This window comes from Streptomyces sp. NBC_01283 (assembly GCF_041435335.1).
In the GTDB taxonomy this organism is placed as follows: Bacteria; Actinomycetota; Actinomycetes; order Streptomycetales; family Streptomycetaceae; genus Streptomyces.
In genome coordinates, this window is record NZ_CP108430.1 from 3,269,733 (window position 1) to 3,289,668 (window position 19,936).

21 protein-coding genes are annotated in these 19,936 nt (G+C 70.8%); 14 read left to right on the plus strand and 7 right to left on the minus strand.

The features are described from left to right. Positions 1 to 19: 19 nt before the first annotated feature. From OG302_RS14700 to OG302_RS14710, 3 genes are all read right to left on the minus strand, one after another. On the minus strand, positions 20 to 1,378 hold the full coding sequence (locus tag OG302_RS14700; protein WP_371527211.1) for a DUF1254 domain-containing protein: 1,359 nt from the start codon (positions 1,376 to 1,378) through the stop codon (positions 20 to 22). 179 nt (positions 1,379 to 1,557) lie between these two features. Beyond that, positions 1,558 to 1,824 (minus strand): type B 50S ribosomal protein L31, encoded by a 267-nt coding sequence (locus OG302_RS14705; RefSeq protein ID WP_371527212.1) that lies wholly within the window; start codon positions 1,822 to 1,824, stop codon positions 1,558 to 1,560. A 148-nt stretch (positions 1,825 to 1,972) separates the two neighbouring features. Continuing rightward, positions 1,973 to 2,968: a Ku protein gene (locus tag OG302_RS14710; protein ID WP_371527213.1), complete on the minus strand. Its 996-nt coding sequence runs from the start codon at positions 2,966 to 2,968 to the stop codon at positions 1,973 to 1,975. Positions 2,969 to 3,037: 69 nt separating this feature from the next. Here OG302_RS14710 and ligD point away from each other — a divergent pair, with 69 nt between their 5' ends. From ligD to OG302_RS14725, 3 genes are all read left to right on the plus strand, one after another. Further along, positions 3,038 to 3,994: a non-homologous end-joining DNA ligase gene (gene ligD / locus OG302_RS14715; protein ID WP_371527214.1), complete on the plus strand. Its 957-nt coding sequence runs from the start codon at positions 3,038 to 3,040 to the stop codon at positions 3,992 to 3,994. Continuing rightward, positions 3,991 to 4,872 carry an ATP-dependent DNA ligase gene (locus tag OG302_RS14720; RefSeq protein WP_371527215.1) on the plus strand — a complete coding sequence of 294 codons (882 nt, stop codon included), beginning with the start codon at positions 3,991 to 3,993 and terminating at the stop codon, positions 4,870 to 4,872. The genes ligD and OG302_RS14720 overlap by 4 nt, the downstream gene beginning before the upstream one ends. Before the next feature lie 130 nt (positions 4,873 to 5,002). Continuing rightward, positions 5,003 to 5,431 (plus strand): nuclear transport factor 2 family protein, encoded by a 429-nt coding sequence (locus OG302_RS14725; protein WP_371527216.1) that lies wholly within the window; start codon positions 5,003 to 5,005, stop codon positions 5,429 to 5,431. Between the two features lie 36 nt (positions 5,432 to 5,467). On the opposite strand, the gene OG302_RS14730 is transcribed toward OG302_RS14725, so the two are convergent. Then, positions 5,468 to 6,271 (minus strand): NERD domain-containing protein, encoded by an 804-nt coding sequence (locus OG302_RS14730; protein WP_371527217.1) that lies wholly within the window; start codon positions 6,269 to 6,271, stop codon positions 5,468 to 5,470. A gap of 267 nt (positions 6,272 to 6,538) precedes the next feature. Between OG302_RS14730 and OG302_RS14735 the strand changes: the two genes are divergently transcribed. From OG302_RS14735 to OG302_RS14765, 7 genes are all read left to right on the plus strand, one after another. Next, entirely contained in the window at positions 6,539 to 6,832 is a 294-nt protein-coding gene (locus OG302_RS14735) for a hypothetical protein (protein ID WP_371527218.1), read from the plus strand. A gap of 71 nt (positions 6,833 to 6,903) precedes the next feature. Next, entirely contained in the window at positions 6,904 to 7,560 is a 657-nt protein-coding gene (locus tag OG302_RS14740) for a class F sortase (RefSeq protein WP_371527219.1), read from the plus strand. Between the two features lie 102 nt (positions 7,561 to 7,662). Beyond that, complete coding sequence (locus OG302_RS14745; protein WP_371527220.1) at positions 7,663 to 8,415, plus strand: hypothetical protein; 753 nt, start codon at positions 7,663 to 7,665, stop codon at positions 8,413 to 8,415. Continuing rightward, positions 8,412 to 9,713: an ATP-binding protein gene (locus tag OG302_RS14750; protein WP_371527221.1), complete on the plus strand. Its 1,302-nt coding sequence runs from the start codon at positions 8,412 to 8,414 to the stop codon at positions 9,711 to 9,713. The genes OG302_RS14745 and OG302_RS14750 overlap by 4 nt, the downstream gene beginning before the upstream one ends. 130 nt (positions 9,714 to 9,843) lie before the next feature. After that, positions 9,844 to 10,203 carry an SH3 domain-containing protein gene (locus OG302_RS14755; protein WP_371527222.1) on the plus strand — a complete coding sequence of 120 codons (360 nt, stop codon included), beginning with the start codon at positions 9,844 to 9,846 and terminating at the stop codon, positions 10,201 to 10,203. 63 nt (positions 10,204 to 10,266) lie between these two features. Next, positions 10,267 to 11,631, plus strand: a complete 1,365-nt coding sequence (locus OG302_RS14760; RefSeq protein WP_371527223.1) for an FtsW/RodA/SpoVE family cell cycle protein — start codon at positions 10,267 to 10,269, stop codon at positions 11,629 to 11,631. Continuing rightward, positions 11,628 to 13,088, plus strand: coding sequence for a penicillin-binding transpeptidase domain-containing protein (locus OG302_RS14765; protein ID WP_371527224.1), 1,461 nt, complete (start codon positions 11,628 to 11,630; stop codon positions 13,086 to 13,088). Before OG302_RS14760 ends, OG302_RS14765 begins: the two co-directional genes overlap by 4 nt. 142 nt (positions 13,089 to 13,230) lie before the next feature. On the opposite strand, the gene OG302_RS14770 is transcribed toward OG302_RS14765, so the two are convergent. After that, positions 13,231 to 14,349 carry a ferritin-like domain-containing protein gene (locus tag OG302_RS14770; RefSeq protein ID WP_371527225.1) on the minus strand — a complete coding sequence of 373 codons (1,119 nt, stop codon included), beginning with the start codon at positions 14,347 to 14,349 and terminating at the stop codon, positions 13,231 to 13,233. 185 nt (positions 14,350 to 14,534) lie between these two features. Between OG302_RS14770 and OG302_RS14775 the strand changes: the two genes are divergently transcribed. The 4 genes from OG302_RS14775 to OG302_RS14790 all read left to right on the plus strand — a co-directional run bounded on the left by OG302_RS14775 (position 14,535) and on the right by OG302_RS14790 (position 17,867). After that, positions 14,535 to 15,473: a diiron oxygenase gene (locus tag OG302_RS14775; protein ID WP_371527226.1), complete on the plus strand. Its 939-nt coding sequence runs from the start codon at positions 14,535 to 14,537 to the stop codon at positions 15,471 to 15,473. Positions 15,474 to 15,532: 59 nt separating this feature from the next. Next, positions 15,533 to 16,261 carry a TetR/AcrR family transcriptional regulator gene (locus OG302_RS14780; RefSeq protein ID WP_371527227.1) on the plus strand — a complete coding sequence of 243 codons (729 nt, stop codon included), beginning with the start codon at positions 15,533 to 15,535 and terminating at the stop codon, positions 16,259 to 16,261. 10 nt (positions 16,262 to 16,271) lie between these two features. Then, positions 16,272 to 16,550: a hypothetical protein gene (locus OG302_RS14785; protein WP_361833534.1), complete on the plus strand. Its 279-nt coding sequence runs from the start codon at positions 16,272 to 16,274 to the stop codon at positions 16,548 to 16,550. Between the two features lie 150 nt (positions 16,551 to 16,700). Beyond that, positions 16,701 to 17,867, plus strand: coding sequence for an NlpC/P60 family protein (locus OG302_RS14790; protein ID WP_371527228.1), 1,167 nt, complete (start codon positions 16,701 to 16,703; stop codon positions 17,865 to 17,867). On the opposite strand, the gene OG302_RS14795 is transcribed toward OG302_RS14790, so the two are convergent. Together OG302_RS14795 and OG302_RS14800 are read right to left on the minus strand one after the other, a co-directional pair. After that, positions 17,864 to 18,397, minus strand: a complete 534-nt coding sequence (locus OG302_RS14795) for a hypothetical protein (protein WP_371527229.1) — start codon at positions 18,395 to 18,397, stop codon at positions 17,864 to 17,866. The genes OG302_RS14790 and OG302_RS14795 overlap by 4 nt on opposite strands. 214 nt (positions 18,398 to 18,611) lie before the next feature. After that, the gene (locus OG302_RS14800) at positions 18,612 to 19,856 is read right to left on the minus strand and encodes a tyrosine-type recombinase/integrase (RefSeq protein ID WP_371527230.1); all 1,245 of its coding nucleotides are present in this window, start codon (positions 19,854 to 19,856) and stop codon (positions 18,612 to 18,614) included. Between the last annotated feature and the right edge of the window lie 80 nt (positions 19,857 to 19,936).

Consider the following 19,936-nt stretch of genomic DNA (forward strand, 5'->3'; position numbering starts at 1 on the left):
AGGCGCCGGGCCGGGGGCCTCAACTCCGTTGGATCGGCGGCAACTCGTACGTCCCGTCGAAGACCGCCGCGCGGGGCGTGTACATCCGCAGGACCGGGCGGAAGCGGCCCTCCGGTGTGGGCAGCCAGTTCGCCGCCGTCTTGTCGTCGGCGGGGCGCTGCGCCTGGAGGCGAAGGGTGAGGGAGCCGTCGTCGTCGTAGCTCAGGCCCGGGGTGCGGTCCCCGATGGAGTAACGGTCCACGGGGTTGTCGACCAGGTTCCGCTCCGGCAGGCCGTACATCGTCACCGACCAGAACGCGTCCACGGGCGGCGGCTTCTCGAAGCGCAGGGTGTAGGAGTGCTCGCCCTCCAGGGGCCGGCCGTCGGCGTCGTCCCACGCCATCGCGTGCGCCGCTTCGTAGCCGTGTCTGCCCCAGAGCGCGGTGTGCGCCGAGGTGGCGCGCAGCATGCGGCCCAACTCCCGGTCGGCGCAGATCCATTGGGGATCCTTGAGCGTACCGACCTCGAAGTGATCGGCGTTGTAGTCGAAGGCGTGGTACGTGCGCTGCCAGCCGTTCTGCCGCTGCGCGCCGTCCCCGCGGGTGGCCTCCTGCTCGACCTGCTCCTTGCCCGCGGCGAACCCCGCACGGAGCGCTTCGGCGAGCTCCGGTTCGGGGCGGGCGTAAGGGCTCTCGGCGTCCAGCAGACCCAGCGGCGCGAACCTCTTCTGGTACGTGCCGTCGGCCGGCGCGGGCGGGAAGGCGGCCATGCGGGCCCGCAGCTTCTCGTAGAAGAGGGTCTCCGGTTCCTCGTCGGGGATGTACGTGTGGGTCGGCAGCCCGCGGAGCTCTCCGGTCGCCGTCCAGTACGGCTCCAGGTGCGTGTCCTCCTGGAGCGCCCGCACCGCCGCCGCGTCGTCCGGGCCCGCGCAGGCCCACCGTCCGACGATCGTCGCCATCTCGGTCGGCGCGGCGATCCGGGTGGCGCCCGGCGGGACCTCCTCGTCCCAGCCGGGGGGTGTGAGCAGGTAGCTGGCCGCGCCGGTGCCGGTGGCGCGGCGGCCCACGTAGGCGAAGTTGTTGGTCCATGCGTCCACGAACTGCAGGACGTAGTAGCGACCGCCGGTGTCCGGCACGGTCAGGAGCAGGGCTCCGCCCGATAGGTCGAGCTGTGCCACCGAGTAGATGACGTCGTTGTTGGCGTCGGCCGTGGGCGCCGCGGGGCCGTCGGGGCTTGCGGGCTTGCTGCCGTGGCTGAACTCGTTGAACGGCGCGGGGGCCACCGAGCCCATGCCCTTGCGGGAGACGTGGTCGACTTCGTCGAGGTTGCGCACCATCGGGTAGCCGTAGATGTACGCCTCGGCCGCCAGCGCCTGGAGATCGGTCGTGCCGTCGGTCATGCCCGCCGCCTTCTCGTGATCAAGCTCGCTCGTCGTTCTTCGTTCGTTGCTCGTCGTGCGCAGTTCGTGATCAAGGTTCTAGGGCCATGGTCGGGCCGCCGTGCCCCTCCTGCCACTCCTGCCGCTCACGCGGCGTGGCGTGGGCGGGGTGTGGGCCGGGGGGGCTGTCGGCTGGTCGGTCACTCCTGCGTGTCCGGGGGTGCCTGATCGCCGTAGCGGCGCTCGAACTTGGCCACCTGACCCTCGGAGTCCACGACGCGGGCGCGGCCCGTGTAGAAGGGGTGGCTCTCGGAGGAGATCTCCACCTCCACCAGCGGGTACGTCTCTCCGTCGTCCCACTCGATGGTCTGGTCGCTCTCCGCGGTGGAGCGGGTGAGGAAGGCGTAGCCCGCCGAGCGGTCCCGGAAGACGACGGGCCGGTAGTTGCTGTCCTTGTCCTGGGTCATGCCTCCAGGTTGCTCGCGTACGGGCGCTGCGGCGAGCCTGGACGGCCACGCGGGCTACGGGCCGCGGGCCCCGTAGCCCGCGGCCCGAACAGCCCTCCCCATCCACCCACCCGATTGCCCCGCCCCAGCCCCGCCCCAGCCCCGCGCCCTATGCCGGAGCCCGCTTCTTGGCCGAGGGCTTCTTCGCCGCCGTGTTCTTCGCAGTCGTCTTCTTCGCCGCCGTCTTCTTCGCAGTGGACTTCTTGCCCCCCACCTCCTTCGGCGTCGTCCTCGTCCGCGTCGCCGCCGTCTTCTTCGCCGCGGCCCGCTTCCGCTGGCCGCCGCCCGCCAGCGGTGTCACCTCCGCCACCGACCCGTCACCCCGGTCCTTCTTCTTCGCCGCGCGCACGCTCTTCTCCAGCGCCGCCATGAGGTCGATCACCTTGCCCTCGCCCGAGTCCCCCTCAGCGGCCAGCTCCGTGGGAGCTGCGCCGGACGCCTTTGCGGTGATCAGTTCCTCCACCGCCGCCCGGTAGTCGTCATGGAGAGTGGACACGTCGACCTCCCCCAACGTGTCCATCAGCGCGTCCGCCAGGTCCAGCTCCGCGTCCCGCACCTTGACCCGGGCGTCCGGAGCAACGCCCTCCGGTTCCCGGATCTCGTCCGGCCACAGCAGTCCGTGCATCGCGATGACGTCGTCCACCACCCGCAGCATCCCCAGCCGCTCCCGCCCCCGCAGCGCGTACCTGGCGATCGCCACCTTCTCGCTCCGCTTCAGCGCCTCCCGCAGCAGCGTGTACGGCTTCGCCGCGGGCACCCCGTTGGCCGACAAGTAGTACGCCGTGTCCATCTGCATCGGATCGACCCCGTCCGCCGGTACGAAGGCGACGATCTCGATCGTCTTGGCCGTCGGGAGCGGCAGGGCCGCCAGATCCCCGTCCGTGATCGGGATGATCGAGCCGTCCGCGTCCTCGTACCCCTTGCCGATCTCGGCGGACGTCACCTCCCGCTCCTCCAGCTCGCACACCTTGCGGTAGCGGACCCGGCCCCCGTCCTCCGTGTGGATCTGCCGGAAGGAGACCGAGTGGTTCTCGGTGGCGTTCATGAGCTTGATCGGGATGCTGACCAAGCCGAAGGAGATCGCACCGTTCCATATGGATCGCACGTCAGGCACCTCTCAGCAGCCGAGCATCGATTTAGTCCATATTCGACACATTCGTGGGATTCTCATCGTATGACGCCGATCACCGAGGTGGAGGGGCGGCGGCTGGCCCTCAGCAATCTCGACAAGGTCCTCTACTCCGCGTCCGGCTTCACCAAGGGCGAGCTGCTGCACTACTACGCCAGCACGGCGGAGGCCCTCCTCCCGCACCTCCGCAACCGGCCCGTCTCCTTCCTCCGTTTCCCGGACGGGCCGGACGGCCAGCGCTTCTTCTCCAAGAACGTTCCCCCGGGCACCCCCGACTGGGTGCACACCGCCGACGTACCGCGCTCGGACGGGAACACCCGGCAGGTCGTCGTGGACGACCTGGCCACCCTGATGTGGGCGGGCAACCTCGTCACCGAGTTCCACACCCACCAGTGGCAGGCCGACGCCCCCGCCATGGCCGACCGGCTCGTGCTCGACCTGGACCCCGGCGAGCCCGCCAGCGTCGTCGAATGCTGCCGGGCGGCCCTCTGGCTGCGCGAGCGCCTCCGGGCGGACGGCCTGGGGGTCTACGCGAAGACCTCGGGCTCCAAGGGGCTGCATCTGCTCTGCCCCCTGGAGCCGACGCCCTCCGAGCAGGTGACCGCGTACGCGAAGAAGCTCGCCCAGGAAGCCGAGGCCGAACTGCCCGACCTGGTCGTCCACCGGATGACCCGCAGCCTGCGCCCCGGCAAGGTCTTCGTCGACTTCAGCCAGAACGCCGCCGCGAAGACGACCGCCACCCCCTACACCCTCCGCGCCCGCCCGGACCCCACCGTCTCCACCCCCGTGACCTGGGAGGAAGTCGAGGAGGCGGGCTCCCGCGCAGGCACCCCCACAGGCACGCGCACAGCCCACCGGGCAGGCGACACCACAGGCACCCCGCCACCGCTCGTCTTCCTCGCCTCCGACATCGCACCCCGCCTCGCCCGCCACGGAGACCTCCTGGCCCCCCTCACCGATCCGGCCCAGGCCCGCCCCCTCCCCGGCAAGGCCGCCCCATGATCACTCCGCCCCTCCGGGTCGCCCTCGCCGATTCCGTGACCGCCCTGCCGCAGGGTGGCGGCTGGGCCTACGAGCCGAAGTTCGACGGTCACCGTCTGGTCGTCTTCGCCGACGGCCACCGCGTACGACTACAGGCCCGCTCCGGACGGTTCGTCACCACCGCGTTCCCCGATCTCGCCGAGGCCGCGGCACGGCTGCCCGCCGGGACCGTGCTCGACGGCGAAGTGGTCGTCTGGGCCGACGGGCGCATCGATTTCGGTGCCGTCCAGCAGCGCGCCGCCGCCACCCGCGCCCGCTCCACGCACCTCGCGCGCACGCTCCCCGCTTCGTACGCCGCCTTCGATCTGCTCGCCGACGGGGGCGAGGACTGCCGCGCGCTGCCGTACGAGGAACGGCGCGCACGCCTCGTACGGGTCCTCGAACCGCTCGGCCCGCCGCTCCAGCCCGTGCCGATGACGACCGACCGCGAACTGGCCCTGACCTGGTACGAGACCCTGCCCGCCACCGGCATCGAGGGGCTCGTGCTCAAGCGGCTCGACGGGGCCTACCGGGGCGGCACGCGCGCGTGGCTGAAACTGCGGCACAGCGACACGCGGGACGCGGTGGTCGTCGGGTTCACCGGGAGCGGCGCACGGCCGCAGGCCCTCGTGCTCGTCCTGCCGGGGGACGGCACGCCCGTGGTGTCGTCACCGCTCCCCCCCGCGCTGCGGACGGCGGCCGGAGCGGCGTTGCCGACGGCCAGGGGCGAGGGGACCGCGATCGCCGTCGGGATCGGCGAGGTCACGTATGCCGCCCTGCCGTCCGAGCCGCCCGTCACGGTAGAGGTGCGGCAGAACACGACCCGGCACGCGACAGCGGTGGTCGTCCGCTTCCGCTGAGCCCCCCCCGAACCCAACCAGGCCACAGATCAAGCGTGACCGGCGTCACATCTAATCAAGTTTGACTAGCCAGTCGATGGAGCATAACTTTCCTTACGCACCCCGTAGTCAAACTTGACCAGGAGACCGCATGACCGTTCTGCCCGAGACCGGATACGTCCCGACCGACGACGACCGCGCGAGCCTGGCCGCCTGGTTCGCCGAGTACGACGCACACAGCGCGAAGCGCGATGTGGAGCGCATGGCCGACCTGGCCGTCTTCCCGCTCAACCTGGTCAGCGACGACTCCGCGGGCGACGGGCGCTCCGCGCAGTGGGACCGGGAACAGTTCGTCGCGACCATGACGCACGTGATGGGGGACGGCAGCGAGGAGATCACCTTCGAGTCCACGCGCACGCCCGTGTTCCTCTCCCCCGCCATGGCCGTGGTCTTCACCGACTCGGTGATGACGGCGAACGGCGAGACACAGCAGCTGCGGTACGCCGACATCCTGCTGAAGCGGGGCGGGGCCTGGGCGTTCCAGACCATGATCCAGGGCGGCTGGGGCGACAACCTCTAGACCCGCGGTCGCGACCTACAGCCGCAGCCGCAACGCCTAGACCCGCAGCCACGTACGCCGGTCGCGGGCCATCGCGTGCAGCGCCTCCACATCGGCCGGTTTCAGTACGCCGCCGATCCGCGCGAGGGCCGACACCTCCCCGTCGCGCACGATCCGCACCTCGCGCGGCGGGGACGTGACGTCCAGGTCCGTCGCCCCGGAGAGGGCGAGGACCGGGCGGATCTCGGCGGTCAGCGCGAAGGACGCCCGGTCGGCGTCGGCGCGGAGCTCCCGCAGAAGTGGACGCGGGTCCGCGCGGCCGACCGTGACCATCGGGTCGGCGACGCGCACCCGCTGCTTACGGGCGGGGAGCGTGTGGACGCTGAACAGGCCGCCGGGCCCGATCAGGAGGTGGTGGAGGCGGGCGCCGCCCGGCAGCGGCACCGAGTGCAGGGTGTGCCAGCCCGCGCCTTCGAGGCCGTCGAGCACCTCACCGATGGACTGCTCGGCGGTGAGCGCCCGCTGCCGCGGGTCGGCGCGCAGCCTGCGGGCGGGGGCCGGGTCGCGGTCCAGGGCGATCAGGAGGGCCTCGCCGGGGCGGTTCGGGGCCAGGTCGTCGTCCGGGTGGAGGGCGAGGCGGGCCAGCTCGGCGGGGGTGGGGACGGGCGGTGGGCCGACCGAGAAACCGCCGGTCAGGAAGGGGGCGAGGGCGCGCAGGACGGCTTCCCTGTGCTCCTCGCCGAGCAGGTTCACGCGGGACGACTCCCTCTCGTACCACGCCACGTTCCTGCCGTCCGCGAGGCAGACGTACAGCCGCTCCTGTCCGTGCCGCCAGGCCGGTATGACGCGCAGTCCGCTCATGCACCATCACCCCATGGACCATGGGAGCAGCAAGGACATGCCTTGGGCAAGAACCTGGGCGACGCGGAAGGAAGTTGAGCCATTCGCCGCCGGGCGAAGTCGAGCCACTCGTCACAGCACCGCCCCCGCAGTTATGGCCCGCTGTTACATAGCCGACTAAAGGCCGCAATAGCGGACACCTACCTTCGGAGGCGTCCTCTTCGCTCCCTCACAGCGATCCGCCTCCGTCAGGCTCCGTCAGCCTCCAGCCGTAAGGAACGACCGCTCATGAGCAGCCACCGCCGTCGCACCCTCCTCCGTTCCGCCGCCGTGACCACCGTCGTCGGGGGCGCGCTCCTCATGCCGGCCGTGGCCGCCGTCGCGGACGCGCCGGAGCACTCCGAGGGCACGCGGACGGTGGCGCCACTCGCCCCCGGCACCCCGGAGGGCGGGGTCAAGGCCGGTACCGAGGGGTTCCACAGCGGCGACCCGGTATTCATCGCCGCCGGTGGTGCCATGGCGGCGGCCGGTGCGGCCGGTCTCGGGTACGCGATGCTGCGCCGCGGCCGCACCGACGCCTGAGCCCGCCCCTCCGCGACCAGACGCGACCAGACGCAACCAGGCGCGCGACCAAGGCCACCCCAGGAGCCCCCATGAGCACCCCCACCGAAGAAACCCCCGCCCCCGCACCCACCCCCGCAAAGCCCCGCCACACCGCCCGCATAGCAGCAGCCGCCACGCTGACCGTCGCCCTCGGCATCGGGCTCATCGCCTGCGGTCAGGGCTCCGGCGGCCCCGCGCCCGACGTCAAGGTCGACAACGCCACCGCCGCACCGGCGGCCGACCCGCACGCCCCGCTGGGCAAGTCCCGGCCGACGGGCCTGCGCATTCCGGCGGCCGATGTCGACGCGAAGTCGATGCTCGACCTCGGCGTGGGCGCGGACGACGCGCTGGAGGTGCCGCCCGTGGACAAGGCGGACGAGCCCGGCTGGTGGACCGGGGGTGTCACTCCCGGGCAGAAGGGGGCGGCCGTCCTGGTCGCGCACTACGACACGGCGCGGGGGCCCGCGCTGATGAAGAACGTGGCGAAGGTGAGAATGGGGGACGAGATCGAGGTGCCGCGAGCGGACGGGAGTACCGCGACGTTCAAGGTGCGCGAGATTGAACAGGTGGACAAAAAGAACTTCCCCACCCATAAGGTGTATGGGGCGACCGATCGTCCCGAGCTGCGCCTGCTGACCTGTGGCGGGCCCATCAAGGACGGTCACCGCACCGACAACATCATTCTCTACGCCGACCTCGCGCCGTAGCCGGACCCGGGCAACGGGACCCGGACCCTGCGGCGCCGCAACCGAACCTCGCGCCGCAGCCGAGCAGCCACCCGGGCCGCTCCACCGGCAGGCAGGAGTGCAGTGCACCGGAGCCGTCTCGCGCTCGCCGCGGTCGTCGTGCTGCCCGCCGTCCTGCTGGCGGGCGGCTGTGGCGACCCGGGCGGCCTGCGCGGCGCGGGATCCACTCCCCCCGCCGAGGCCCCCACGCGCCTGTGGCCGAAGCTGCCGCCCCCGTCGGCGCCCGCCGAGGACTACGGCACGATAGAGAGCGTGCCGGTCAAGGGCGTGGACGTACCGGGCGGAGACCTGCACAAGGTGAATCCGGTGACCGTCGTCAAGACCGACTTCGACAAGAACCCGGGGATGTACGACCGTTCGGACGCGGTCTACAAGCAGACGGCCGCGCAGCTGGCCAAGTGCGGCACCGCGCACGCCGACGACGAGTGCCCCGTCCTGAACGCCTACTACCGCGACCTCACCGGCGACGGCGAGGACGACCTCATCGTCGGCATCCGGCTGGCCAAGGGGCACGCCGAGAATCTCGACATACGCGCCTACGCCGTGGAGAAGCGGCAGCTGACGCAGATCATGGAGATGGGGGACGCGGTGCTCGGTGTCGAGCTGGCCGGTCATGAGGTGATCGTCCGCGCCGTGTCCGGCATGGCGGGGTACGAGTACCGCACCGTCTGGTCCTGGGACTCCCACCAGAAGTCCATGCTGCCGACGACCGACGAGATCGTGCGCTCCCCGAACGCGCCCAAGAGGAAGCCGTCCCGCAAGCCCGAGCCGGCCGCGAGCGCCCGCCCGCTGCCCTCCGCGAGCTCCGGCCGATGAGCCACCGGCTGCCGCGCGGGCCGCGGCTCCCCGCCTGGACGGCGACGCTGACCTGGAAGGCCGCGGTCTTCATCACCGTCATGTGCTGCGCGCTCGCCGCGCTGCTCGGCGCGCTCGTGCATGTCTCGGTGACCAACCAGACCGTGGGCCAGGCCCGCGAGCATGCCCTCGCCCGGCTGGACGACGCGACCGAGGCGTTCGAGGCGGGCGACGACCTCGGTCCCGGCGCGGGCGTCGATCCGCCGGGCCTCCCCGCGCAGCTGCGGAAGCTCGCCACGGGCGGGGAGCGCGGGACGATGGTCGACGCGCGGGACTCCCGGCCGACGATGTGGGCCGCGGGGCCCGCCACGGACCGGCGTGCCGTCGCCGTGCAGGTCGATTACGCCCAGGGGGCCCGCACCATCGACGGGCTCGACCGCGCGATCCTCGGCTCGTCGGCGCTCGCGATCGGGGCGACGCTGCTGGTCGGGGCGTTCGCCGTGACGCGCGTGACACGGCGCCTGCACCAGACGGCGACGGTGGCCCGCCGGATCAGCGCGGGTGACCTCGACGCCCGTGTGAACGACCCGCGCACCCGCGAGCCGTCGCGCCGCCAGGACGAGGTGGCGGCGGTCTCCGGAGCGCTCGACACGATGGCGTCCTCGATGCAGGGCAAGCTGCAGAGCGAGCAGCGGTTCACCGCGGACGTGGCGCACGAGCTGCGCACGCCGCTGACCGGTCTGCACGCGGCGGCCGAGCTGCTGCCGCCGGGCCGCCCCACGGAGCTGGTGCGCGACCGGGTGGCCGCGCTGCGGACCCTCACCGAGGACCTCCTGGAGATCTCCCGGCTCGACGCGAAGAGCGAGCGCGTGGACCTGGACGACCACCATCTCGCCCCACTGGCCGAGCGTGCCGTGCGGGGTTCGGCGGTCGCCGCCGAGCTGGTCGTCGTACGCGATGTCTGCGTGGTGACCGACCGGCGGCGCCTGGAGCGGGTGCTCGGGAACCTCATCGCCAACGCGGCCAAGCACGGCAGGCCGCCGATCGTGGTGACCGTCGACGGGCCGGTGGTCTCGGTGCGCGACCACGGCGACGGATACCCGGATTACCTGGTGGAACACGGCCCGCAGCGGTTCCGCACGGAGGGGACGTCGCGGGGCCACGGGCTCGGCCTGACCATCGCGTTGGGCCAGACGGCGGTGCTCGGCGCGCGGCTCACGTTCGCGAACGCGGCGGGCGGCGGGGCGGTCGCGACGCTGGCGCTGCCGTACGAGGAGTCCGCGGACGACTGCGCCAGGGGCGCCGACGGGGCGGCTTGACGGGCGGTTTGACGCCGCGTGACCTTTTGCGCGCTCAGCATGCCGATTTTACTGTGAATCGCGGCCTATGACCCGAATTCCAGGGGGTCGAGGGCTGCGTCGCATCCGCCCTTTCCCCAGAGGAGACCCCATGTCCCTTCGGCCCACCGCTCTCAGCACCCGGCTCGGCATACTCGCCGCAGGCGGTGCGCTCGCCGCCCTCACCCTCAGCGGCCCCGCCTTCGCGGCCGACGACGCCAACAGCGTGAACCCGCGCATCTACAAGGGCCGCGTGACCGCCAAGAGCGGGCTGCTGCTGCGCACCGCCCCCACCCGGGGCAGCAGGGTGATCCGCAGCGTGCCGTACGGCAGGGTCGTCTCCATCTACTGCAAGACGACGGGCGACCACGTGGCGGGCAACAACCGCTGGTACCTGCTCACCAACGGCACCTGGGCGTGGGGTGCCGCGCACTACATCTCCAACATCGGGCCCGCCCCGCGCTGGTGCTGACGCACCACCACCGCACGGTGACATAAGCGGACATCGACGCCTATCGCTTGCTACGTTCCGGGCATGACCGGAACAGCAGCGGCGCCCCCGTCCGTACCCGCTGTTCGCGTGCCCCGGCGCCGTGGCACCGAAGCCGCCCTGATCGTCGTGGCCGTCCTGCTCTCGGTCTACGGCTACTGCGACGTCGGCCTCGCCAAGAACGGCACCGTCCCGCCCGGCGCCGCCGGTTACGGCGCCGGGCTCGGCGTGCTCGCGCTCCTGGCCCATCTCGCGGTCCGCTTCCGCGCGCCCTACGCCGATCCGCTGCTCCTGCCGATCGCCGTGCTCCTCAACGGCCTGGGCCTCGTCCTGATCTACCGGCTCGACCTGGAGACCCCGGGCGACGAGGCGGCGCCCACACAACTCGTCTGGTCCACCGTCGGCGTGGCTCTCTTCATCGCCGTCGTGGTCCTCCTGCGCGACCACCGGGTGCTCCAGCGGTACGCGTACATCTGTGTCGTCGCGGCGCTGGTCCTGATGATCGTGCCGATCTTCTTCCCCGCCGTGAACGGCGCCCGGATCTGGATCAGGGTCGGCGGATTCTCCATCCAGCCCGGCGAGTTCGCGAAGATCCTGCTCGCGATCTTCTTCGCCAGCTATCTCTCCGCCAACCGCAACGCCCTCGCCTACACCGGCCGTACGGTATGGAAGCTGACGAAGCTCCAGCTGCCGACCGGCCGTGTGCTCGGCCCGATCGTCGCGATCTGGCTCCTGAGCGTCGGGGTCCTCGTCCTGGAACGGGACCTCGGCACCTCGCTGCTCTTCTTCGGCCTCTTCGTGGTCCTGCTGTACGTCGCCACCGGACGCACCGGCTGGATCGCGGTCGGCCTGGTGCTGGCCGGGGTCGGGGCGTTCGTGGTCGGCTCGCTCGAACCCCATGTGCACGGCCGGGTCGAGGACTGGCTGCACCCCTTCGCCTCCATCGACGCGGGCGACGGGCCGAACCAACTGGCCCAGTCCCTCTTCGCGTTCGCGGCGGGCGGGATGCTCGGCACCGGGCTCGGGCTCGGGCACTCCATCCTCATCGGCTTCGCCGCCAAGTCCGACTTCATCCTGGCCACGGCGGGCGAGGAGCTGGGCCTGGCCGGGCTCGCCGCGATCTTCCTGCTGTACGCGCTCCTGGTGGAGCGCGGCTACCGGGCAGGGCTCGCGCTGCGGGACTCCTTCGGGCGGCTCCTCGCGGTGGGGCTCGCCTCGATCGTCGCGCTGCAGGTGTTCGTGATCGCGGGCGGGGTGACCGGGCTGATTCCGCTGACCGGCATGGCGATGCCTTTCCTGGCGCAGGGCGGATCGTCCGTCGTCACCAACTGGATCATCGTGGCGCTGCTCATCCGGGTCAGCGACTCGGCGCGCAGCCAGCCGGTGGGGCCCGTCGGGGAGGACGCGTGACCAGGTACATCCGGCATGCCGCCGCGTTCTGCGCGCTGCTCCTGATCGCCCTGCTGGTGAACGCGACCCGCGTCCAGGTCGTCCAGTCCGAGTCCTTCGACAAGAACTCCGCCAACCGCCGCCAGGCCATCGCCCGCTTCGGCCAGCCGCGCGGCGACATCATGGTCGACGGCCGCGCGGTCACCGGCTCCAAGGACACCGGGGAGCAGCTCCGCTACGAACGGACGTACCTGCACGGCCCGTTGTACGCCCCGGTGACCGGGTACGCCTCGCAGGTCTACGGCACGACCCTCCTGGAGAGCGCCGAGGACGACATCCTCTCCGGCACCGATCCGATGCTCGCGCCGCTCCCCCTGTGGAACGACATCAGCCGGGCGCAGAACCCCGGCGGCATGGTGCGCACCACCGTGAGGGCGGCGGCGCAGCAGGCCGCGTACGCCGGGCTCGGCGGCAAGAAGGGCGCGGTGGCCGCGATCGAGCCGTCCACCGGGAAGGTCCTCGCCCTGGTCAGCACGCCCTCGTACGATCCCGAGCGGCTCTCCGGTACCAATGGGTCGGTGGCCAGGTCCTGGGCGGCGCTGAACGGCGACCCCGACAAGCCGATGCTGAACCGGGCGATCCGCCAGACGTACCCGCCCGGTTCGACGTTCAAGGTGGTGACGGCGGCCGCCGCGCTGGACGCCGGCACGGTCACCGACCTGGACGCGGCCACCAAGTCACCCAACCCCTACACGCTGCCCGGCACGAGCACGGAGCTGACGAACGAGGTCGACGGCTGTACGAACGCGACCCTCCGCTACGCCTTCGAGTGGTCCTGCAACACGGTCTTCGCCAAGCTGGGCGCGGACACCGGTCTGAACGACATGCTGGGCACGGCACGGAACTTCGGCTTCAACGACGGCGGCCTGAAGATCCCGTCGTCGGTGGCGGCGAGCAACTTCGACACGTCGATGGACAAGGCACAGCTCGCGCTCTCCTCCATCGGGCAGTTCAACACCCGGGCGACACCCCTGCAGATGGCGATGGTCTCGGCGGCGGTGGCCAACGGCGGCTCCGTGGAGGCACCGCACCTGGTGGACGAGACCACCACCGACGACGGCGACGTGGTGCGGAACACCGGCAACGAGTCCCTCCACCAGGCGATGAACCCGGCCACGGCGATGCAGCTGCGGGAGATGATGACCGACGTCGTCGAGGAGGGCACCGGCTCCAACGCGGCGATCCCCGGCGCGACGGTGGGCGGCAAGACGGGCACGGCCCAGCACGGCATCGACAACTCCGGAACGCCGTACGCCTGGTTCATCTCCTGGGCCCAGAAGTCCGGCGAGGCACAGCCCTCGGTCGCGGTGGCGGTGGTGGTCGAGGACGCGTCGGCGGACCGGGGGGACATCAGCGGCGGCGGCAGCGCGGCGCCGATCGCGAAGGCGGTGATGGAGGCGGTGCTCGCCGGCCCCTGAGCCCGATGAGCGGCCCGGCGGCGTCACCGGGCCCCCGGCAGCGCCTCCCTGCGCAGCAGCCAGGCCTCCGGCACCGCACCGACCCCCGTGCGGGCCCGAGGTCATGGGGTCATGCTGCCGCCCCGGGCCGGGACGTGCGGCCCTAATTTCCGTCGGCTGTCCGGCCACCCGCGGCGATCATGTCCTCGACCTCCGCCACGCGCTCGTACTCCTCGGCCGCGAAGCGTTCCGCGTCCAGCTTCTCGGCGATCTCCTCGTCCTGCGCCATCAGCTGGTCGAGGTTGGCGTTGCCCATCTCGAAGACGCCCATGTCGACGTACGCCTCCTGCAGGCGCTTGCCCCACAGGCCGATGTCCTTGACGCACGGCACGATGCGACTGAAGAGCAGCTGCCGGAAGAGGGCGAGGAACTCGGAGTTCTCGGTGTACTCCTCGGCCTCCGCCTTCGGGATCCCGAAGTTCTCCAGGACCTCGACGCCGCGCAGCCGGTCGCGCATCAAGTAGCAGCCCTCGATGACGAATTCCTCGCGCTCGCGCAGTTCCGCGTCGGAGAGCTGTTTGTAGTAGTCGCGCAGGGCCATGCGGCCGAAGGCCACGTGCCGGGCCTCGTCCTGCATGACGTACGCGAGGATCTGCTTCGGCAGCGGCTTGTCCGTCGTGTCGCGGATCATGCCGAACGCGGCGAGCGCGAGGCCCTCGATGAGGACCTGCATGCCGAGATAGGGCATGTCCCAGCGGGAGTCGCGCAGGGTGTCGCCGAGCAGGGACCGAAGGTTGTCGTTGATCGGGTAGAGCATGCCGATCTTGTCGTGCAGGAAGCGGCCGTAGACCTCCGCGTGCCGCGCCTCGTCCATGGTCTGGGTCGCCGAGTAGAACTTCGCGTCCAGGTCGGGGACGGATTCCACGATGCGTGCCGCACACACCATCGCGCCCTGCTCGCCGTGCAGGAACTGGCTGAACTGCCAGGAGGCATAGTGCTTGCGCAGCTCGCCCTTGTCCCGGTCGGTCATCTTCGCCCAGTGCCGGGTGCCGTAGAGCGACATGGACTCGTCGGGGGTGCCCAGGGGGTCGTACGGATCGACCTCCAGATCCCAGGCGATGCGCTTGGCGCCGTCCCACTGCTTGTCCTTGCCCTTCTGGTAGAGGGCGAGCAGCCGGGCGCGGCCCTCGTCGTACTCCCAGCTGAAGCGGGCCGCGCCGTTCGCCGGTATCTGCCAGATGTTTCCGTCCGGTGCGTGGGTGTACAGCTCATGCGTGGACACTGACGGCTCCTAAGAATTGGCCTAGGTCTCTCCGTAATCGCCTCGAACTGCCGGTAGTTGGCAGGCTCACACGTTCGTAGACGCGGGGTCAACAAGTCGTGCGCAAGGGATTGACGCCCTTGCTGACAGGCAGTCTCATAAGTCGTGACCGCCGGTAACTCTGACGACGAGGCAGGGGCAGAGTCATGACGACCATCACGGAGGACGCGGCGATCGAAGGGCTGCGGGACGCCCTCGGGCTGCTGAAGGACCGGGAGCAGGTGGCCGAGCGGCTGCTCGATTCCTCCGCCAAGCACTCCTTCGATCCCGACAAGGAGCTGGACTGGGAGGCACCCTTCGAGGAGGGCAAGTGGTTCTGGCCCCCGGAGCTGGTCTCCCTGTACGGCACGCCGATGTGGCGGCGGATGAGCGAGGAGCAGCGCATCGCGCTCTCCCAGCACGAGGCCGCCGCGCTCGCGTCGCTGGGCATCTGGTTCGAACTGATCCTGATGCAGCTGCTCGTACGGCACATCTATGACAAGCCGGCGACGAGCGCGCATGTGCGCTATGCCCTCACCGAGATCGAGGACGAGTGCCGGCACTCGAAGATGTTCGCGCGCCTCATCTCGCGCGGTGACACCCCGTACTACCCGGTCAGCGCCGTGCACCGGAACCTGGGCCGCCTCTTCAAGACCATCTCGACGACGCCCGGTTCGTTCACGGCGACGCTGCTCGGCGAGGAGATCCTCGACTGGATGCAGCGCCTGACGTTCCCGGACGAGCGGGTCCAGACCCTCGTGCGCGGCGTCACGCGGATCCACGTCGTGGAGGAGGCGCGCCATGTGCGGTACGCCCGTGAGGAGCTGCGCCGCCAGATGGTGACCGCCCCGCGCTGGTCCCAGGAGTTCACCCGCCTCACCTCGGGTGAGTTCGCCCGCGTCTTCTCCATCGCCTTCATCAACCCCGACGTCTACACGAACGTCGGCCTGGACAAGCGCGAGGCCATGGCGCAGGTCAGGGCGAGCGCCCACCGCCGCGAGATCATGCAGACGGGAGCCAAGCGCCTGACGGACTTCCTGGACGACATCGGGGTGCTGCGGGGTGCCGGACGGCGGCTGTGGAAGAGCTCGGGTCTGCTGGCGTAGCGAAGAGGGTACGCGGGGTTCCGGGGCGCTTGTTCGAAAGGGCGGTTACGCTGCGAGGCATGACCTCGCCTGCTCCCACCCGCGCGTACCGGCGCCTCAGTGTCGAAGAGCGGCAGCGGCAGCTCAAAGAGGCCGCCCTGTCCCTCTTCGCGGTGCGCGCACCCGACGAGGTCTCCCTCGACGACGTCGCGGAGGCGGCCGGGGTCTCCCGGCCGCTCGTCTACCGCTACTTCCCGGGCGGCAAGCAGCAGTTGTACGAGGCCGCACTGCGGTCCGCCGCCGACGAGCTGGAGCAGTGCTTCGCCGAGCCGCCCGAGGGTCCGCTCACCCAGCGTCTCGCCAACGCCCTCGACCGCTACCTCGCCTTCGTCGACCAGCACGACGCGGGGTTCAGCGCGCTGCTCCAGGGCGGCAGCGTCGTGGAGACCTCACGCACCACCGCCATAGTGGACGAGGTGCGCAGGACGGCCGCCGAGCACATACTCGCCCACCTGGAGGTCGCGGGCGCCACGGGCCCACGGCTGCGGATGACCGTGCGGATGTGGATCACCTCCGTCGAGGCGGCGTCCCTGATCTGGCTGGACGAGGAGAAGCAGCCGCCGCTTGACGAGCTGCGGGACTGGCTGGTCGAGCAGTTCATGGCGGTCCTGGTGGCCTCGGCGGGCCGCGACCCGCAGTCCGCGGAGGCGGTACGGGGCGCGCTGGCCATGGAGACGCCCGACGGCCCCGCGGGCTCGCTCGCCCGGCGGGTGCTGCCCGTGGTGAGCGACGCGGCGCACCTCCTGTGACACTGGCCGGGTGAAGAGCGAAGAGACCCCCTTCGTGGGTGGCCCCCTGGACGGCCGCGTACTGCCCATCCTGCTGGGCCCGACCGGCCACCCCCCGAAGGTGTACCGGGTCCCGGTGCCGGACGAGGCGGGCGGCCCGCCGACCGTGCTCGTGTACCGCAGGGTGGCCAGGGCCGCGGGGAAGCGGTTCGGGCTGCATCCGGGCTGGAAGTTCGAGTACGACCCCGAGGGCGACAAGGCCGGGTCCGGCCTGAAGTGGCCGTGGTCGAAGCCGGGCGGGGCGGGCTGAGGGCCGCCTCGGCAAGGGCGACGCGCCGTGGGGCCCTGGACGAGTGACCGCATTGCGCCAACCCGCGCACCTTCCGGAGGCGGGCCGCGCCGGGGCGGCCGATGCTCGCGGTGCGGGGCGGAGCCGCCGCCGCGCGCCGGAGGTGATGGCATGTCAGGCAGGCTGCTGCGATGGGTGTGTACGGGTGCGGTGGTCGGCGCGTTGCTCGCGCCCGCTTCCCCCGCGTACGCCGTCCCGGGGCCCGACGGCACCGGGGAGCGCCCGGTCTCCGAGCTCCTGACGGACCTCCAGGAGCTGTACCGGAAGGCCGAGGAGTCGACGGAGACATACAACGCGACCGCGGAGAAGCTGAAGGACCAGCGCGCCGAGGTCACCCGGCTGAACGCCGGCCTGGCCCGCGCCCGGACCTCGCTGCGCGACAGCCGGGGCGCGGCGGGCCGCTTCGTCCGCCAGCAGTACCAGGGCACGTCCCAGATCTCCCCCTACGTACGCCTCCTCCTCGCCCGCAACGCGCAGCAGGCCCTCGACCAGGGGCATGTGATCGGGCGGGCGGCGGCGGAGCGGGCCGCGACGGTGAAGCGGCTCGTCGGCGGCGAGAAGACGGCGTCCGAGCTGGCGGCCAGGGCGAAGAGTGCCCTGGAGACCCAACTGGCGCTCGCCGCGCGGCAGAAGGAGGCGCGGGACACGGTCAAGGGGCAGCTCAAGGAGGTCGAGGAGCTGCTCGCCGGGCTGAGCACGGAGCAGCTGGCGGAGCTGGCACGGGCCGAGGAGGAGGGGATGGCGGCTGCGCAGCGGAAGTTCCTGGCGTCGGGCTCGCTGAGCGGCTCCGCGGGCTCCGCCGGGTCCGCGCCGTCACGGCCGCCGTCCCGGCGGGGGGACGAGGCCCTCGACTACGCCGTGCGGCAGATCGGGAAGCCGTACAAGTGGGGCGCCGAGGGGCCCAAGGCCTTCGACTGCTCGGGGCTCACCTCGCGGGCGTGGGCGGCGGCGGGCAAGGAGATTCCCCGTACGTCGCAGGAGCAGTGGGCGAAGCTGCGGCGGGTCTCGCTGCGGAAGCTGCGGCCGGGCGACCTGATCGTCTACTTCCCCAAGGCCACACATGTGGCGCTGTACCTGGGTGACGGCATGGTGATCCAGGCACCCCGCCCCGGAGCCCGCGTCAAGGTCTCCCCCATCGCGGCAAACCCCCTCCTGGGAGCAGTACGCCCCGACCCGTCGGCAAAGCCCATGAAGAACTACACCCCGCCAAAGCTGCCCCGCGGGGCACGAAAGGGCGGCGACACGGGCAACAACCGGGCGGCGGCACCCCGGCGCTAACGCCGGCGGCCGTCCCGACTCTCCTGCCGGTGGGATCTCAGGTCACGGTAGAACCGGGTGCTCCGCCTGACACCCTTGACGACGGCCATCGCGTGCCCACCGATCGAAATGATCATCCTGATCATGGGCACCGACATGACCCAGGCGAATCCCAGCACCAGCGCCGCGAGGCAGAAGGCGGCCTGGAGAGGGACAGGGCCCTCCTGGGGAATGGCGAGCCAACGCAGCACCAGCACTTCCGCGCCGAGCAGGAGGCAGCCCACACCGACGGCAGAGGCGACGTAAAGCATCACGAAGACGTCCGCGACCGCGTGTCGCCCCGACTGGCTGATCGCCACGCCAACCGCTTCCACCTGAGGCCCGGTCGGGGGCTGCTCAGTGGAGTACAGATCGTCGATCAGCCCCTGCTGCCGACCCAGCCGCTCAAAGACGGAGCGGACTGTCCCAGTCCGGCTGCCTATCTCCAGTACGGCGACCAGCAGGATGACAGGCGCCTCCCCAGCCACAGTGGCCGCGAACGTCTCACTCATCCTCATTCGACAAGTGTGTCGCAACCCTTGCGCCGCCCAAGGGAGTTCAGCGCAAGGGGATCAGCTGCGGGCCGTCAGCTGCCGGAGATGGAGGCCAGGTACGCGCCCGTCTTCTCCGGGTCAGAGAAAACGGCCCCCAACCCGTCAGGCTCCCTACCAGCAGGTTTCCCCTAACTGGCAGGCCCATGACGGGCCGTGGGCCGTCTGTGGGCCGTCAAAGCGATCGAGAGGCACTGTCGTAGACGGTCGCGATGGCCTTCCGAGTCCGCTCCCGGCTACTCGGCATGAGGTGGGCGTAGATCCTCAGCGTCAGGGCCGCGTTGCTGTGTCCAAGGTACTCACTGACGGCCTTGATGTTCTCCCCACCATCTAGGAGCGCCGAGGCGTAGAAGTGCCTCAGTGCGTGCATGCCGTGCTCGCGTGCCGCCGCGTAGTCGTCGCCCTTCGTCTCTGGCTCGGGAATGACTCCTGCCTTGACGAGAGCAGGCTTCCACGCGGTCTCGTTCAGGGTGGTGCGCCACACGTGGTTGCCGATGGGCGCCGTGAAGAGGATCTGACGGGTCGTCTTAGGCCCGTCAGACGTCTTCCAGGGCAGGGTGATTTCGACCGGCGGGAATTGCTTCATGTGGGCCCTGAGCGCGTCGGCCACGGGCCCTGGTAGGGGAACGTCCCGTGTCTTGCCGCCCTTGGGGAGAGCGAAGACAGGCTTACTTCCGCTGAGCTTGAGCTGTTGCACCACGTGCAGCGTGTCCGCTTCGAAGTCGATTGCGTCCACCGCGATGCCCAAGATCTCGCCCTGCCGCATCCCGCATCCCGCCCCCAGGTCGGCCATTGCCTGATAGCGATCCGGCAGCGCCTCCTGCACAGCGAATACCCGCTCAACGGACCATGGCACGACGCGCTTGGCGTCAACGGCCGGCGGTTTCACGGAGCGAGCGGAGACGGGATTGCGGCTCAGATATCCGTCGTCGACAGCCGCGCTCAGGGCGGAGCGAACGTTCGCGTAGATGATCCGGCCGTACGAGCCAGGCACGCTCGCTTCAAGTTCCGCCACCCACTCACGAATGTGCTCCGGCTTGAACGACCCGAGCGGGCGCGACCCGATGTACGGGAAGGCGTGCAGCCTGAGTTGGGAATTCATGGACTCGATGGTGTTCGGGTCCGCCCCAAGCGTGCTCAGCCACTTCTCCGTGTACTGCTGAAAGGTCTTCTTGGCCGCGCGCGGGTCGACGTACTGCCCGCTGCCCATGTCGGCCTCGGTGTTGCTCAGCCACTTCTCGGCGAGGCGCTTCTGACCGTCACGGAAGCTCTTGGACTTCTCGGTGCCGTCGGGGCCTACGTAGCGCGCCCGATAGCGCAGCCCCTTGCCGTGTCGGTCGGTCTTGACGCGGGTTGTCTTGCCGTCGGCGTCGGTCTCGTTCTCGGTCTTGAACCAGCGGTCTTGGATGTGGCCAGCCACGGGCGGGGTTCCCTTCTCAAAACGAGGAAGGGAGGGCCACGGTGTGGCCCTCCCTGGGGTGTTGAGTCGCGCTCAGGAGT